At 68.3% G+C, this 15,360-nt stretch carries 15 protein-coding genes; 3 read left to right on the forward strand and 12 right to left on the reverse strand.

Annotated elements, in window-relative coordinates; translation table 11 throughout:
* Positions 1-2: 2 nt before the first annotated feature.
* Positions 3-404: a cupin domain-containing protein gene (locus HQ314_RS06695; RefSeq protein ID WP_222649664.1), complete on the reverse strand. Its 402-nt coding sequence runs from the start codon at positions 402-404 to the stop codon at positions 3-5.
* Between the two features lie 102 nt (positions 405-506).
* The gene (locus tag HQ314_RS06700; RefSeq protein WP_222649665.1) at positions 507-1,037 is read right to left on the reverse strand and encodes a TetR/AcrR family transcriptional regulator; all 531 of its coding nucleotides are present in this window, start codon (positions 1,035-1,037) and stop codon (positions 507-509) included.
* A 72-nt stretch (positions 1,038-1,109) separates the two neighbouring features.
* Here HQ314_RS06700 and HQ314_RS06705 point away from each other — a divergent pair, with 72 nt between their 5' ends.
* Positions 1,110-2,024: an alpha/beta hydrolase gene (locus tag HQ314_RS06705; RefSeq protein ID WP_222649666.1), complete on the forward strand. Its 915-nt coding sequence runs from the start codon at positions 1,110-1,112 to the stop codon at positions 2,022-2,024.
* On the opposite strand, the gene HQ314_RS06710 is transcribed toward HQ314_RS06705, so the two are convergent.
* From HQ314_RS06710 to HQ314_RS06725, 4 genes are read right to left on the reverse strand one after another with little or no spacing between them, the layout of a single operon-like run.
* The gene (locus HQ314_RS06710) at positions 1,972-2,760 is read right to left on the reverse strand and encodes a cytochrome c oxidase assembly protein (RefSeq protein WP_222649667.1); all 789 of its coding nucleotides are present in this window, start codon (positions 2,758-2,760) and stop codon (positions 1,972-1,974) included. The two genes, HQ314_RS06705 and HQ314_RS06710, sit on opposite strands and share 53 nt — an antisense overlap.
* Positions 2,757-3,275: a DUF2243 domain-containing protein gene (locus HQ314_RS06715; protein ID WP_222649668.1), complete on the reverse strand. Its 519-nt coding sequence runs from the start codon at positions 3,273-3,275 to the stop codon at positions 2,757-2,759. Before HQ314_RS06715 ends, HQ314_RS06710 begins: the two co-directional genes overlap by 4 nt.
* A gap of 42 nt (positions 3,276-3,317) precedes the next feature.
* Complete coding sequence (locus HQ314_RS06720) at positions 3,318-4,703, reverse strand: acyl-CoA dehydrogenase family protein (RefSeq protein ID WP_222632930.1); 1,386 nt, start codon at positions 4,701-4,703, stop codon at positions 3,318-3,320.
* 60 nt (positions 4,704-4,763) lie between these two features.
* Positions 4,764-7,574 (reverse strand): FAD-binding and (Fe-S)-binding domain-containing protein, encoded by a 2,811-nt coding sequence (locus HQ314_RS06725; RefSeq protein ID WP_222650046.1) that lies wholly within the window; start codon positions 7,572-7,574, stop codon positions 4,764-4,766.
* Positions 7,575-7,911: 337 nt separating this feature from the next.
* On the opposite strand from HQ314_RS06725, the gene HQ314_RS21685 reads away from it, so the two are divergent.
* Both HQ314_RS21685 and HQ314_RS06735 read left to right on the forward strand, forming a co-directional pair.
* Positions 7,912-8,385 carry a DUF3558 family protein gene (locus tag HQ314_RS21685; protein ID WP_222649669.1) on the forward strand — a complete coding sequence of 158 codons (474 nt, stop codon included), beginning with the start codon at positions 7,912-7,914 and terminating at the stop codon, positions 8,383-8,385.
* A gap of 10 nt (positions 8,386-8,395) precedes the next feature.
* On the forward strand, positions 8,396-8,719 hold the full coding sequence (locus tag HQ314_RS06735; protein WP_222649670.1) for a hypothetical protein: 324 nt from the start codon (positions 8,396-8,398) through the stop codon (positions 8,717-8,719).
* Positions 8,720-8,722: 3 nt separating this feature from the next.
* Here HQ314_RS06735 and HQ314_RS06740 read toward each other — a convergent pair whose 3' ends face one another.
* The 6 genes from HQ314_RS06740 to HQ314_RS06765 all read right to left on the reverse strand — a co-directional run bounded on the left by HQ314_RS06740 (position 8,723) and on the right by HQ314_RS06765 (position 15,334).
* Positions 8,723-9,988, reverse strand: coding sequence for a DUF4185 domain-containing protein (locus tag HQ314_RS06740; protein ID WP_222649671.1), 1,266 nt, complete (start codon positions 9,986-9,988; stop codon positions 8,723-8,725).
* A gap of 258 nt (positions 9,989-10,246) precedes the next feature.
* Positions 10,247-10,648, reverse strand: a complete 402-nt coding sequence (locus HQ314_RS06745) for a hypothetical protein (protein ID WP_222649672.1) — start codon at positions 10,646-10,648, stop codon at positions 10,247-10,249.
* Positions 10,649-10,674: 26 nt separating this feature from the next.
* A complete protein-coding gene (locus HQ314_RS06750) occupies positions 10,675-11,862 on the reverse strand; it encodes a CaiB/BaiF CoA-transferase family protein (RefSeq protein ID WP_222649673.1) in 1,188 nt (395 codons plus the stop codon).
* Positions 11,859-13,325 (reverse strand): dihydroorotase family protein, encoded by a 1,467-nt coding sequence (locus HQ314_RS06755; RefSeq protein ID WP_222649674.1) that lies wholly within the window; start codon positions 13,323-13,325, stop codon positions 11,859-11,861. The genes HQ314_RS06750 and HQ314_RS06755 overlap by 4 nt, the downstream gene beginning before the upstream one ends.
* A 12-nt stretch (positions 13,326-13,337) precedes the next feature.
* Complete coding sequence (locus HQ314_RS06760; protein WP_222649675.1) at positions 13,338-14,705, reverse strand: FAD-binding protein; 1,368 nt, start codon at positions 14,703-14,705, stop codon at positions 13,338-13,340.
* A complete protein-coding gene (locus tag HQ314_RS06765; RefSeq protein WP_222632938.1) occupies positions 14,702-15,334 on the reverse strand; it encodes a hydantoin racemase in 633 nt (210 codons plus the stop codon). Before HQ314_RS06765 ends, HQ314_RS06760 begins: the two co-directional genes overlap by 4 nt.
* Positions 15,335-15,360 lie beyond the last annotated feature (26 nt).

The following is a 15,360-nucleotide window of genomic DNA, read 5'->3' on the forward strand; positions in this document are numbered from 1 at the left end:
CGTCACTCGTGCGCGGTGTACTCCGCGTCGGTGACGGGGTCCATCCACACGACGACGTCGTGCTCGTCGTCGCCCTCGTTGATGGCGAGATGCACCATCAGACGATCCGGTGCGGCGCCGTGCCAGTGCACCTCGTCGGCCTCGAACAGCACGCGGTCGCCGGGACGGATGACCTCGACCGGCCCACCCTGCCGCTGGCACAGACCGACGCCCTCGGTGACGAACACCGTCTGGCTCAGCGAGTGGCGGTGCCAGTGCGTACGCGCCCCCGGCATGAAGTGGACCAGGTTGGCGGAGACCCGCGACGGGGTCGGAGCTGCGGCAACGGCGTCGATGTAGACGACGCCGGTGAACCAGTCGGCCGGACCCTTGGTGGTCGCGATCGAGCTTCGGGTGATCTGCATGCGCGGTTCCTCTCGTCGGTGGTGCTGGTGTCCAGCATTCGCGGTGCCGGTCCACGGGGGAAGTCCCTGCCGAGGAGCGCCCCGGCAGGGCACCCCGGTCGTCTAGGTGAACAGGGCGTCGACGATCGCAGCCTTGTCTGCAGCGCTCTGCGGATGCGTCAGCATGCCCTCGACCGCGAACACCACGACCTTGGTCCGCGCGGCGATCCGCTCCTCGGCGACGCCGACGTGGCGCAGTTCCTCCGCGACCAGCGCATCGGCCATGGTATGGAAACCGTTGTGCCACTCGTTGATCGGACCCGATACCGCAGCGCGGGCGTGCACGGTGTCCACCAACCGGTGGTAGCGCTCGAGTTCGGTCACCACCCACGTCAGCCGTTCCTGCGGTGACGTCACCTCCAGCTCCGCGAAGCGCGTCAACGCCGTCGCCGTGATCTCGGTGAGGGCGGCGACGAGCAGTTCGTCCTTGTCGGAGAAGTACCAGTAGATGGTGTTCGGCGTGACGCCGGCGCTCTGCGCTATCCGGCTCAGCGGGGTGCCGTCGAATCCGGCCTCGACGAACAGGGCCGTCGCGGCGTCGACGATCTCGGCCCGTTTCTCTTCCCGATCCTGCGGACGTCTGTTCCGAGGCATGCGGTCACCCTATCTTGATGCTCGATCAAGACGCTGCTACGTTCTCTTGAACGTCAATCAAGAGGAGCCCGCATGCCTGACACCGTTCGCGACGACCTGTGGTTCGACTCCGGTTCCGATCGCTGCGCGATCTCGGTCCTCCGACCTGCCGGGCTCGACGGTTCCGCGCCGATCATCGTCATGGCCCACGGCTTCGGATCGGTGCGCGCGTTGCGTCTCCCCGCCTACGCGGACCAGTTCGTCCAGGCGGGCTACGTCGTCGCGCTGTTCGACTACCGGCACTTCGGCGACAGCGAAGGAACTCCGCGACAGCTCCTGGACGTGCGCAGGCAGCTCGAGGACTGGCGCAACGCGCTGGCCTTCGCCCGGCGACTCGACGGCGTCGACCCCGACCGCGTCGTCGCATGGGGCACCTCGTTCGGCGGGGGCCACGTCCTCACCCTGGCGGGCACGGGCGAACGCCTGGCCGCGATCATCGCGCAGGTCCCGCATGTCGACGGCATCGCCGCCGTCCGTTCCGCCGGCCTGCGCCAGACCCTGCGTCTCGCACCGGCGGCCCTCTCGGACCAGATCCGGGCTCTGCTCGGTCGCGAGCCTCGCTACATCGACTCGATCGGCGAACCCGGTGCCCTCGCCGCCATGGTCTCGCCCGACGCCGCCGTCGGACGTGACCGTTTTCTCGACGCGTCGGGACTGCGGACCGGTGACTACCCCGAGACGGTCGCCGCCCGCATCCTGCTCCACATCGGCCTGTACTCGCCGGGGAAGACCGCCGCGAACATTCAGTGCCCCGCCCTCGTCCAGATCGCCACGAACGACGCCATCACCCCGACGGACATCGCGCTGCGCACCGCACGAAAGATCCCCCGCGCCACCGTGGTGACGTACGAGGGCGGACACTTCGATCCCTACGTCGAGCCGCTCTTCCCCCGGATCATCGCCGACCAGCTGGCGTTTCTTCGCGACGTCGTGCCGGTCGCCAGGTGAGCAGAAGCGCCAGCGCCAGAAGCAGTTCGGCGATGTCGCCGCCGTAGTACATCAGCTCGCCGGCGCCCTGGCGCTGATCGGCGGGCACCGGGATCTGCACGAGGAGTCCCGCGTACATGAGCTGCGACAGGACGGCATGGCCGAGAATCGCTGCCCCGAGTATCCAGAGTCGGGCGGGTACAGACGGCCTGTCCGGTGCCGGATCGGGGCCGGCGACGACCCACGCGAACAGATACCCCCCGAGGAAGAAGTGCACCTGCACCAGTACGTGGAGTGCGGCGCTGTGTGTCGTCGCCACGTAGAGCGGGGTGAAGTACAGCAGCGCGAGACCACCGAGGTTCAGGGCCAGCGCGACGACCGGATTCGCGATCACGTGCACCGGCCGCGAGCGCAGGACACGTCCGATGGCGCGGCCGGTCGACGACGACACCGAACGCAGCACCAGCGTCATCGGGGCACCGAGTACCAGCGCCAACGGCGCGTACATGCCGAGTAGCAGGTGCTGGTGCATGTGGCCGCGGAAGTCGCCGTCCGGGTAGGGCGACAGTGCAGGGACCACGGCGAGGACGAGGAGCCCGATGCCGACGAGGAAGCTCGCCGTACGCCAGGGGTTCCACCCCCGCGGCTCACTCCTGCAGCGCTCCGCCGCAACGACGTAGGCGATGGCCACCACGACGAGGGTCACGACCGGTCCGACACCACCGCTGCCGTGATGGGCGTCGTGCGCAAACATCATCGCGATCGACGTGCGCTGCGCTGCAGGAGCCAGCCGCCGGCGATCAGGAGGACACCGAGTGAGAGGAAGCCGAGGTCCCACCACAGTTGGTTCGGACCGCTGCGGACATGGTGGATGCCCAGCAGATGGTGATCGACGATGCCCTCGACAAGGTTGAACAGGCCCCACCCGACCAGGACCCACCCCCACAGCACGCGGGACGCCCATACCCGCCCGCGCGACCCGGTGACGCGCGAGTACAGCAACCCGAGTCCGAGCAGCACGGCGAGCCAGGTGACGGTGTGGAAGATGCCGTCCCACAGCGTGTTGATCTCGAGGCCGTGCACCGTGTCGACAGGGTAGGGCTGCAGCCCGATGTTGTCGTCGCCCGAACTGCTCAGCAGGTGGTGCCACTGCAGGATCTGGTGCAGCAGGATGCCGTCCACGAAACCGCCCAGCCCGACACCGAGAACGATGCCGGGCAGGGTGATGCCGCGATCGGGTGAGACGCGTCGCGGACGTTCCGAGGTGACCATGCGCAGGGCGGTACCCGGCGGCAGGGCCTCGAAACGACGCGGCTACTTGCGGCTGGGCGGCTGCAAGAACTTCATGGCGCCGCGCAGGACCGGCTCGGGCACCTTGTCCTTGGCCGCCATCGCCTTGTCCATCACCTTCGTGCGCGTCTCGGTTCCGCGGCCGAACGCCTTGTTGAGCGCCGACCCTTCGGCATCCATCTGTACGTGCAGCGGCGGAGCGCCGTCCTGCTGCGCGATCGCATTGCTGATGACGACGCGCTGGATCTCGCTGGTGCCTTCGAAGATGGTGTACAGCTTGGCGTCGCGGTACCACTTCTCCACCGGGTGGTCGGTGATGTAGCCCCACCCGCCCATCGTCTGGATCGCTCGCTCGGTGGAGGCCACCGCGACCTCGGTGGCGGCGAGCTTGGCCATCGACCCCTCGCCGCGCTCGAAGGCGACACCCGTGGCCGCCATCCAACTGGCGCGCCACGTCAACAGGCGCGCCGCGTCGATCCGCATCGCGAGATCCGCCAGCGGGAAGGCGATGCCCTGGTTGTCGATGATCGGTGACCCGAACGCCTCACGCTCGTTGGCGTACTTCGTCGCGTATTCCAAGGAGGCACGGGCGATTCCGAGGGCCTGAGCGGCCACCATCGGTCGCGTCTGCTCGAGCGCTCCGAGAGTGGCGGAGCGACCTCTGATTCCGGTCTTCTCCGCTTCGCGGGCCTTGGCCAGCTTGTGCTCGAGCTTGTCGAGACCGCCCAGGAGGTTCGCACCGGGAATGCGGACACTGTCGAACTTCAGCTCCGCGGTGTGCGAGGCGCGGCACCCCAGCTTGTCGAGCTTGCGCACGAGTTCCAGTCCGGGGGTCCCGCCGGGAACGATGAAGAGCGCCTGACCCTTGTGACCGAGTTCGGGGTCGACGTTGGCATTGACGACGTGGACGTCCGCGATGCCGCCGTTGCCGATCCACATCTTGTGGCCGTCGATGATCCAGTCGTCCCCGTCCTGCCGCGCCGTCGTCCGCAGATTGCGAACGTCGCTGCCACCCTCGGGTTCGGAGATCGCGAGCGCTGCCAGCTTCAGGTCGTCCGGGGTGCCGAAGCACTGCGGTGCCCATTCGAGCATCTGCTCCGGCGTCGCCGCCTGGCCGATGGCCGACAGCGCGAGCGCCGGCATCACCACCGCGAGACCGATTCCCGCACAACCCCAGAACAGTTCCTCCATGAACACCGGCAGCGAGAGCCCGGTCGGGTCACCGATGAGGTCGCGGTAGAACAACGGCGAGTAGAAGCCCGCCCGCGCCGCCTCCTGCAGCACCGGCCACGGGAACTCCTGCTCCTTGTCGTAGTGCTGCGCGACGGGTCGCACCACGTTCTCGGCGAAGTCGTGAGCACGACCGACCAACTCGTGTTGGGCCGGTGTGAGCGTCAGATCGAAAGCCATGATGTCCCCCCAGGACGGTTGTTTCGGCAGGGCATACCCCACCTCGACGAGTGTTACACGTCACTCCGTCTCATCAGGCAACGCGCTCGCCAACACTTGCGCGAGGTGATCACCGCGGCGATCCGTGAGATCGGACAGCTGGGTACGGCAGGAGTAGCCGTCGGCCAGAATCGACGCGGTGTCCGCCGCCGACTGCACCGCCGGCAGAAGTTGCTGACCGGCGATGGTGACCGAGACGTCGTAATGCCCCTTCTCGACGCCGAAATTCCCGGCGAGCCCGCAGCAACCACCCAGGCGCTGCACATCGGCGCCCGCTCTCTCGAGCAGAGTCGCGTCTGCGCCCCAGCCCATCACGGCGTGATGGTGACAGTGCGGCTGCGCCACCACCTCTCGGCCGTTCAGGGACGGCGGTTCCCACCCGCGCTCGGTGAGCAGTTCGGCCAGCGTGCGGGTGGCCTCGGCGACCTGCGAGGCGCGCTCCTTGCCGAGCAGTTCCGTTGCGTCGCTTCGTAGTACACCGGTACACGACGGTTCGATACCCACGATGGGAACACCGCCGTCCGACGCCTCGGTCACGGCGTCCACGGTGCGTCCCAGGATGCGCTTCGCGGCGTCCAGTTGACCGGTCGAGATCCACGTGAGAGCGCAACACTGCTGCTTCTCGGTCAGCCGCGGCCGGTAGCCCGCCGCCTCGAGCACACGCACCGTCGCCCGGCCCACCTCGGGCGTGAAGTGATTGGTGAAGGAGTCGACGAAGAGCACGACGGGATCACCTGTCGTGGGCCGGTGCGATTCGTGGAACCATTGCCGGAACGTCCTCGGGGCGAACTCGGGTATCGAGCGACGCGGATCGATGCCCGCCGCCCGCAGTGCCAGCGGACCCACACCCGGAAGCCGCGCCGCAGCGTTGACGGCGCGCGGCGCCCGAGCGGCGACAGCAGCCCAGCGCGGGAGCCACCCGAGCGAGTAGTGCGCCACAGGGCGTAGCCGACGTCGGTAGCTCTGGTGCAGCACCTCCGCCTTGTACGACGCCATGTCGACACCGGTCGGACAGTCCGAGGCACATCCCTTGCAGGACAAGCACAGATCCAGGGCATCGTGCACCTCGGGCGAGCGCCACCCGCCGGTGACGTCGGTGCCGTTGATCATCTCCTGCAGTACCCGGGCGCGACCGCGGGTGGAGTCCTTCTCCTCCCGAGTCGCCAGGTACGACGGGCACATCACCCCGCTGGTGCCGGTGGTGTCCGCGCGACACTTACCGACGCCCGTGCACCGGTGCACGGCCTGACTGAAGTCGCCGCCGTCCTCGGCGTAGGCCATCGCGAGCAGCGTCCGAGGCTTCGCGGCCGGGACGCGGAGATCCGCATCGAGCGGTCGAGGATCCACGAGCACACCGGGATTGAGGATGCCGTCGGGATCGAACGCATGCTTGACGGCACCGAACAACGCGAGTGCGTCCGCCGAGTACATCAGCGGCAAGAGCTCACTGCGCGCACGGCCGTCGCCGTGCTCACCGGACAACGACCCGCCGTACCGCGCCACCAGCGTGGCGGCGTCGACGAGGAACCGGCGGAACACCCCTGTCCCACCGGGCTTGTCGAGCGGCAGGTCGATGCGCACGTGCAGGCACCCGTCACCGAAGTGCCCGTACGGCAGCCCGGTCACCCCGTACTGCGTCATGAGGTCGTCGAAGTCGCGCAGGTATCGGCCGAGCGATGCCGGCGGTACCGCCGCGTCCTCCCACCCGGCGTGTGCCGGCAACCCCGCGGGACTGCGCCCCGCGAGTCCGGCTCCGTCTGCTCGGATCTGCCACAGCCGAGCGGCGCGTTCCGCGTCGGTGACCACCAGGGAGTCGACCGCTCCGCAGCCGCGTGCGACCGCGTCGGCTCGGTCCGTGGCCTGCTCGCGGGTATCGCCGACGACCTCGACGAACAACCACGCGGCGCCGCCGGGAAGCGGCGGAACCGCATGGGGTCCGCGGCGTTCGCGGACGACGTCGACGATGCGCGAATCGATGCCCTCGCATGCGGTGGGCGTGAACGTCAGGACGGTGGGCGCGGCGTCACCGGCGGTGGCGATGTCCGGGTACCCGAGAACGACGAGGATGCGGAACGCAGGCTCCGTCACCAGGTCGACGGTGGCGCGCGTGGTGACCGCGAGCGTGCCCTCGCTGCCCACCAGCATCCGGCAGACGTCGAAACGGTTCTCCGGCAACAGGTGCTCCAACGCGTAGCCGGAGACCTGGCGGCCGAACATGCCGAATTCCGTTCGGACGGTTCCGAGTCCGCCGGCGACGATCTGCCGCAGCGCATCGAGAGTCGGAGACGTGGTGTCCCTCGGCAGGTGCAATTGCTCCCCGCTGCCCGTCACCACGTCGAGCGCGGAGACGTTGTCGGAGGTCCGGCCGTAGCCGAGAGTGCGCGAGCCGCACGCGTTGTTCCCGATCATGCCGCCGACGGTGCAGCGCGTGAAGGTGGACGGGTCGGGACCGAACCGGAGCCCGTGCTGCGCCGCTGCCTTCTGCACCACCGACTGCACGGCGCCGGGTTCGACAGTCGCGGTGCGCGCCTCGGGGTCGACGTGGAGCACCCGGTTCAGGTGCCGACTGACGTCGAGCACAACCCCGGTACCCACCGCGTTGCCGGCCACGGACGTGCCGCCGCCGCGCATGGTCAGCGGGACCCCGGTCTCGCGGCACACCGCGACGGCCGCCGCGATGTCCTCGGTGCGACGGGGCCGCGCGACGACGAGCGGGTGCACGCGGTAGAGCGACGCGTCGGACGAATAGGCGGCGCGGGTCGTGCCGTCGGTGAGCACGTCGTCGAGGCCCGCGCACTGCGCGGCAGTATGCGCTGGACGTGGCCTGCGCACGATGCTGGGCGGTGAGCGGATGGTGGTGCTCGCTTGTCCGCGCACGCTCCGGTCGGGTGCGCCGGTTGTGGTGAGCGGGGGTGCTGACGGTCGCGCGGATCGGCGCGTCGGTCGGCGCCGCAGACGCGCACCGTGCAGCAGTACGCGCAAGTCCGTGGCCTGCGCGCAGTGCTGGGAGCTGCGCGGCCAGCGGTCGCGGCGGATCCGAGCACCGTTCGGACACCCGCGCCGGTTGGACCGCGCGCGGCTGACCAGAACCCGCGCGGATCGGCATGGGAACCGCCGGGCCGCTGACCACGTCCAAGTTCGAGTGCGATCGATTCGAGGTGGGGTGGCCGTGGCTGCGCTCGTGTTCTGCGGCGCCTGCTCCCCCGGCGTCTCGGGCGAACCCGTCGCGGAGCTGTGGGATCCGTGCACTATTCCGAGTGACGCTCTGAGAAAGGCCGGGGTCACCCCGGAGGCGCTTGCGTCGGGCACCGTCGACCATAACGACAACGATTGGCTCTACTGCTCATATCGCCAGGGGGACCATGTGCTGAGCATTTCCTCCACTCACACGTCCATGGACACCATCGCGTCGAACACGCGCGCTTCCGGACTCACCAGCGAAGAAGTGTCCGGACGTGGCGCTCTCGTCTATTCCGAGCTCGTCGGCACGTCGGACGAGACTTGTTACGTCACGTACGGCACCACTTTCGGCGCCATCGAGTTCGCGGTCAACACCACGGGCACTGACGAAGGAACCGCAACTGATTTGTGCGACAGCGCCCGGCATTTCGCCGGAACCTTTGAGGAGCTCACCCCACAATGAACGGAGCACCGTGGCCAACCTGAACGAACTAGAAATCAGTGCAACGGCGGCAGAGCAGTGCGCGGTTGCGTGCAGAGCCTTCGCTGACGACATTCTCGGTGTGGTGACGATGGTGCAGCGAGCCGACCACGGCGGAGGCTTCGGCACCCTCCCCTCCGGCCTGGCGCTGGCGCGCAAGTACTCCGAGCTCGCGGTGGGTGGGCCGGGGTCTTTGTCGACCTTGCTTCAGGCGCACATCGCGATCGCGTCGTCGCTCGCCGACACTTTCACCGAGATGGGTCGGAACTACCAGTCCACCGACAGCGAAGCGGCACAACGCATCACGCCGAAGTAGCCGTCACTTCAGCGCATCGAGATCCGACTTCAACAGCATCACGTTGTAGTCGGACCAGCGCGAGGCAGTGAAGTACAGGTCACGCCGACTCGACTTCGGGTGGATGTACGGGGCGTAGACGCCGCCGATGGTCTCCGCACGCCCGAGCAGAGTTGTCATCGGGCTCCACGGTCCCTGCGGATCCGTGGCGGTGCGGGCGACGATCGAGCCCTGGTTCTCGTCGCCGTAGAGCATCACGTACTTCTTCAGGTACGCGTTCCACGAGACGCTGAGCTCGCTGACCGGTTCGTCGACGACCTTCTTCGCATCGGCGACATCGGTCGACCACGGGCGCGCGACATCACCGGTGGAGTACTCGTACTTCGTCAGGTCGAGGATGTCCGCCGGTTGCACACGGGCGAGAAAGGCTGCACCGAAACGGCCGTTGGGCGTTCCGAACTGGTACAGCCAGCCGTCGGGACCCTTGGCGTATGCGTTCATCTGGAATCGGCCGTTGGCCTCGTTGACCTGAGCGACACCGGGAATCGTGACGCCCTTGTTGACGCGAATGGTCATCGGGTCCGTCGTCCAGCTCTGCCCGTTGTCCCTCGACGTCGCGATGGCCGAGAAGTTGGTGACCCACCGGCCGGGGGCTCCCCAACTCTGCACGGACATGTAGTTCAGGTACTGCACGCCGTCGATGGCGATGGCGGCCGTCGGGATGGTGGTCACCTCGATCTCCGGCAACCGCAGCGTCGGGACGATCTGCTCGGCGTACCGAGGCGTCGCCGGCAGGACGACGGAGCCGGACGCGCTGTCGCCGGGAACGGCGTCGGGAACGGTGATGCCGTCGGAGAGGTTGTCGTCGCTGGACCGCAGCAGCAGGTTGTTGCGCCACTGCTGCCCGTTCACCGAGCAGTTGCCGAAGGAGTCACCGAACGCCATGAGCGTCTGGCCTGCGCCGTTGTCCCAGCTGATGCCGAGATCGGTACCCGAGATGCCGAAACGGTCGTACGTGTTGTTGGCGCTGAGAGGTCCGGTCACCCACCCCACGGACTGTGTGTTCCCACTGCGGATCGGGGCGAGCGGCTGCTGAGTCCCGCGCGGGTTGCTGCCCCCGCCGCCACTCGATCCGCTGCTACCAAAAAAGCTGCCCAGCAGTGACGAGCCGGGGCCACCGAGACCACCGCACGGTTCCGCGGACGCGACCGGTGCCGACAGCACACCCAGACCGCTGGCCACCAACGTCAGCGCGGCCCCCACCGCGATCTGCCGACTTCGTGCTCGCATACTCCGACCCCCACCGATCGACTGTGTGACTCACGTGACTCATGTGACTGATGTGGTGAGTGTTACCGAAAAGTGGGCATGCCGCAACAAATGCATGTGTCGGTACTTGACAAATGAGAATTACACGGTGGGTATTTCAGCCGCACAATGAGGGCGGCCGGTGCGCCCCCGACGGACGCACCGGCCACGAGGCCCACGTCGGTCCGCGGACTCCAGTCCAGTGTGCCCCTCGGACCGGACGGTATGCCGAGTCCTGAGTCACAAGCGTTTCGCGTGCACGCTGTCGAGCACCAGAAGAGCCGCACCCTGAACGACGACGGCGGCACCGTGCCCGGAGGACTGCTGCGGCGTCACCCTCCCGCCGAAGGTGGGCCGGTGGTACAGGAGATGTGCACCCAGGGCGACATAGACGACGTCGAGTCCGGTGTTGATCCACAACGTCTTCCGCAGCTTGTCGGCCGCGACCTCGGTGGACCGGGCCGCCCCGATCCCGGCGATGGCGAGATCGATGGCACCCCAGCCCGCGGTCTGGACGCCGAAAGCACGAACCGCGGGAGAGCCGCCGCCCAACGCTGCGGCGGCACCGACCGCGACACTGCCGCCGCCCCACCAGAGAAGCCGACGACCGAGATCCTTCGCGACACTGTGTGCTGACGTCATGGACACCAGTGTGCCCACACGAGCGGTCAGACGATGCCGGTCTCGTGCAGGGTGCGCACCTCGTCGTCGCTGAGGCCGAGCTCGGCGAGCACGATGTCGGTGTCCGCGCCGTGCTGACGTCCGGTGTGGCGGATGCTGCCAGGGCTCGCCCCCATACGCCACATGACGTTCTGCATGCGCACCGGCCCGAGAGCGTCGTCCTCGACTGTGGTGACCATCTCGATGGCGTTGACCTGCGGATCGTCGAGCAGCTCGCTCGGCTTGTAGACGGGTGCGACCGCCGCGCCGGCCTCCTCGAAGGCCGCGATCACCTCGTCGCGCGTGCGCTCGGCGATCCACCCACCGACGTATCCGTCGAGCAGGTCGGCGTGGGCCGCGCGCTGACGACCCGTCGCGAACCACGGCTCGTCGAGAACCTCGGGGTGACCGACGAGGCGGAGAACGCGCTCGGCGATGGAGTTGGCACTGGTGGAGATCGCCAGCCAGTGCTCGTCCTTGGTCCGATAGAGATTGCGGGGCGCGTTGTTGCTCGACCGGTTACCGGTGCGCTCCTGGTCGATGCCCAACTGGTCGGCGTAGATGATGCCGGGCCCGACCGCCGTCATGATGGGGCTCAGCAGATCGAGATCGATCTGCTGACCTCTACCCGTCTTCGTCCGGTGCAGCAGGGCCATCGAGACCGCCGACGATCCCGCGATACCGGCCAGCGAATCCGCCAGACCGAAGGCAGGAAGCGTCGGCGGTCCGTCGGCCGAGCCGGTGAGGTGGGCGAACCCGCTCATCGACTCGACCAGAGTGCCGAACGCCGGCCTCGTGGAGTAGGGCCCGGTCTGGCCGAAACCCGTGACACGCAACAGGATCAGACCCGGATTGATCTCGGACAGCACGTCGTAGCCGAGGCCCCACTTCTCGAGGGTGCCCGGCCGGAAGTTCTCCACCACCACGTCGGCGTCCGCGACGAGCTTGCGGAAGACGTCGGCCCCCTCGGGCTTGCCGAGGTTCAGCGTCATGCCCCGCTTGTTGCGGCTGACCATCGTCCACCACAACGGGTGCCCGTCCTTGTCCAGACCGTGCCCACGCATCCCGTCCGGCTTGGTGGGGTGCTCGATCTTGACGACGTCGGCACCGAAGTCGCCGAGGATCTGGGCGACCAGCGGACCGGCGAGGATCGTGGACGCGTCGAGAACGCGAATCCCCTCCAGGGGCCCGGTCACTTGTAGGGCCTGTGCAGGTAGCGGCCGGTCGGCTCCCCCGCGACAGCGCCGTTGTCGAGTACGCGGTGGCCACGCACGAACGTGTCGGTGACCTTCGCGCCGAGTTCGAAGCCCTCGAAGGGGGTGTACTCCTGCGTGGACTCCGAATCCTCGGGACGCACCGTCCACGTGTGATCGGGATCGACCAGTGCCAGGTCGGCGTCCATACCGACGGCGATCTCGCCCTTGCCCGGAAGTCCGTAGCGACGAGCGGGATTGAGCGACGTCAGCTCCGCGATGCGGCGCCAGCTGAGTCCGCGCTTGCGGCCCTCGCTGACCAGTCCCGGCAGCAGGTACTCGGCGCCGCCGAATCCCGACTTGGCCGCGAAGATGTCGCCGCGGTCCTCGGCGAACTTCTTCTCGTCCTTGCAGCACGCGTGATCGCTGACCACCCAGTCGATGTCGCCGCCGAGCAGGTGCTCCCACAGTGCCTCGACGTCGTCGCGTGGGCGCAGCGGCGGGTTGACCTTGCCGCCCAGTCCGTAGGCGGTGTCGATGTCGGCGAGCAGGTGACCGATGGTCACCTCGCGACGGAAGTTGACGTGCGGGAACGCCTTCGCCATCCGCATCGCGGCGGTGAGGGCCTTGCGGGAGGAGAGGTGCAGCAGGTTGATGTTGGGCAGCTGCGTCTCGTCGGCGAGGAACGACGCGATGGTGACCGCGAGCCCCTCGGAGTGCGGCGGACGCGAAGCGCTGTACGCCGCGAGGCCGGTGAGCGTTCCCTCCTCCTCGACGAGCTTGGTGTAGGCGCTCATGATCTCGGCGGTCTCGCAGTGCAGCGAGAGCGAGATGTGATCGGCCTTGTCACCGAGCTGCTCCCGTGCGGCCTGGATGCCGCGCATGACGAACTCGAAGTGCGCGAGGTCGTAGCGCTCGCCCTCCGGCGTCATGAGGAATTCGCTCTGGTCGGTCGAACGCCCGTGCAGCCCGTGGCTGCCGTAGAACATGAAGATCTTGAACGACGTCACACCGTGATCGGTGATGAGCGAGGGGATCTCGGCGATGTGCTCCTTCGACATCGGCGCGAGGTGGTACGCGTAGTCGACGAACGGCTTGCCCTCGGTGGCCTCGAGCACCGTCGGGAACACGTCGGCGTAGGAGCCGCCGGTGTTCATGTAGTACTGACCGGTGCGCATGTAGGACAGCGAGGTGGTGACACCGCCCTGCACGCAGGCCCTGGACTCGGTGTAGGCGTCCTCGCCCAACGGGTTGTAGATGCCCCAGTGTTGGTGCGCGTCCACCACTCCGGGGAACGCGACCTTGCCGGCGGCGTCGACGACGGTGTCGGCGCTGGACGGATCGATCCCCGCCTCGATGCGGGTGAACTTTCCGTCCTCGATCAGCAGGTCGAGGAATTCGCCGTCCTCGGGATGATCGGCGCCCGGACGTACGACTCGGGCATTGGTGATCAGAAGCTTCGTCATGACAATCCTTCTCTAGTGATGAGTACCGGCCACGAGATCTGCGGCCAGATAAGCGAGTCCGAGTGCGGGCAGCAAGCCGTTGCCGGCGAGGTACCCCGCGGCGCCGTGGCCCGAGATGCCCATCGCAGCGCCGCCGGAGGCGAACAGTCCCTCGATCGCGGTGCCGTCGGGTCGCAGGACCCGAGCGTTCCCGTCGACGACGAGGCCGCCCTGGGTGTGGAACAGCGCGGGGACGATGCGGATCGCCGCGTACGGCCCGGTGAGCTCGTGCTCGAACGAGGTGCGCCCGTGCGGGTCCGACTCCTCACCCCGTGCGTACCTCTCGACGGCCGCGAGTTCGTCGACGACGGCATCGGCGGGGAGCCCCAGCGCGTCGGCCAGCTCGGCCGGCGTGTCCGCCCACACGACGGCGCCCGAATCGACCGTCTGACGAAAGTCGGTGAAGGACAGACACTTGTCGTGGATGTCGCGGTCGATGACGATGACGCCCTCGGACTCCGGGCGGGCCGCGAGATGGGCGGCGTACTCGGAGTAGCCCGTCGTCTCGTCACCGAAGCGTCGTCCCGTGAGGTCGAGGACGACGCCCCCGTGCATGACGGTGGCCCACCCGACCAGGGTCGAGGCCTTCTTCGACAGCGCCGCATGCCCCTGGTACGCATCGAGATACGCGGTCGCGGCGCCGAGACGGTCACCGATGGTGAGCGCGTCTCCGCGGGAGTGCTCGCTGCCGTGGTAGCGAGCCTGCGCGATCTCGGGGACGTGGGTGGCGACCCGCTCGTGGTCGCCGCCGTACCCGTTGGTGGCCAACAGCACCGCGTCGGTGGGGATCGTCTCGGTCGACCCGTCCGGGAGCGTGATCACCGCGGCGGTGACGCGACCGTCGTCGACGCGGACGTCGATCAGCCGGGCCGGTGCCAGAACGTCGATGCGCGGCTCCGCCGTCACCGCGCGCACCAGGTGCTCGAGCAACACGCTTCCGTGCCGACCCTCGACGGTGTGGCAGCGCAGTGCCGAGTGACCGGGGTAGGCGAAATCGGTGACCAGCGACAACGGCACCTCGAGGTGATCCGCCATCCACTCGACGAGTGGCGCGCTCACGCGGGCGAGGGCTCCGGCGAGTTCTGCGTCGGCCGTGCCCTTCGTCTTGCGGAGCACGTCCTCGACGAACGTCTCCGGGGAGTCCTCGATGCCCGCCTCACGCTGCCAGCGAGACCCCGCACCGGGGATCATGGCCGTCGACATCGCAGTGTTGTTGCCGCGCTTGAAGTGGTCGCTGGCCTCGACGACCAGCACGTCGAGTCCGTGCTCGGCGGCACGCAGCGCGGCGATCAGTCCGCCGCCGGCGCCGGCGACGATCAGATCGGGTCCGTCCGCGCTCACGATGCCGGCTCCAGCTCGTCGCGCAGTGCGAGCAGGCGCAGGGCGGTGGCCGTGGGATCCACGACCAGCGGTGTGGTTCGCGGCCCGGTGAGATCGACCGCCGAGCACGCGTTGATGGCCACCGAACACGTCAGCGCACGAGCGTGGACGGTGACCGCATCGGCCCAGGCCCGCGAGTCCGCGATGTCGTCGAACGACAGGTCCATGACGACGGTCGGCTCGGCGGGGATGCCGTAACCCGCCACGCGGCGGTCGAGTTCGGCAGCGATGGCGGCATTGCGGGCGAGGGCGCCGAGGCGGTGGCCCTGCGAGGCGTAGAACGACGCGGTGAGTCGCGTCAGTCCGTACAGGGGACGCTCGAAGGAGTCCGCCTCCTCCGCACACGGATCGAGCACGCAGTCGGGCAGGTACCCGTCGAACTCGTCCGGATCGGAGGCGCGGAAGGCGGCGGCCAGCGCCACTTCGGACGCTCGGACGTCGGCCTCGGTGTCCAGCGCGCGCGGAGCATCGGGACCGATGTTGCGCAGGACGACGGACACGCCCACCGGGCTCAGTGCGTCGTACCGCTCCTGACGTCGCCGGAACTCGGCGAAGTCGACATGGATGGGGGTGTATGCGAGCAATCGCACGAAGAAACTCCTGACGAGAGGTGCGG

This window comes from Rhodococcus sp. BP-332 (genome assembly GCF_019836065.1).
Taxonomy (GTDB): domain Bacteria; phylum Actinomycetota; class Actinomycetes; order Mycobacteriales; family Mycobacteriaceae; genus Rhodococcoides.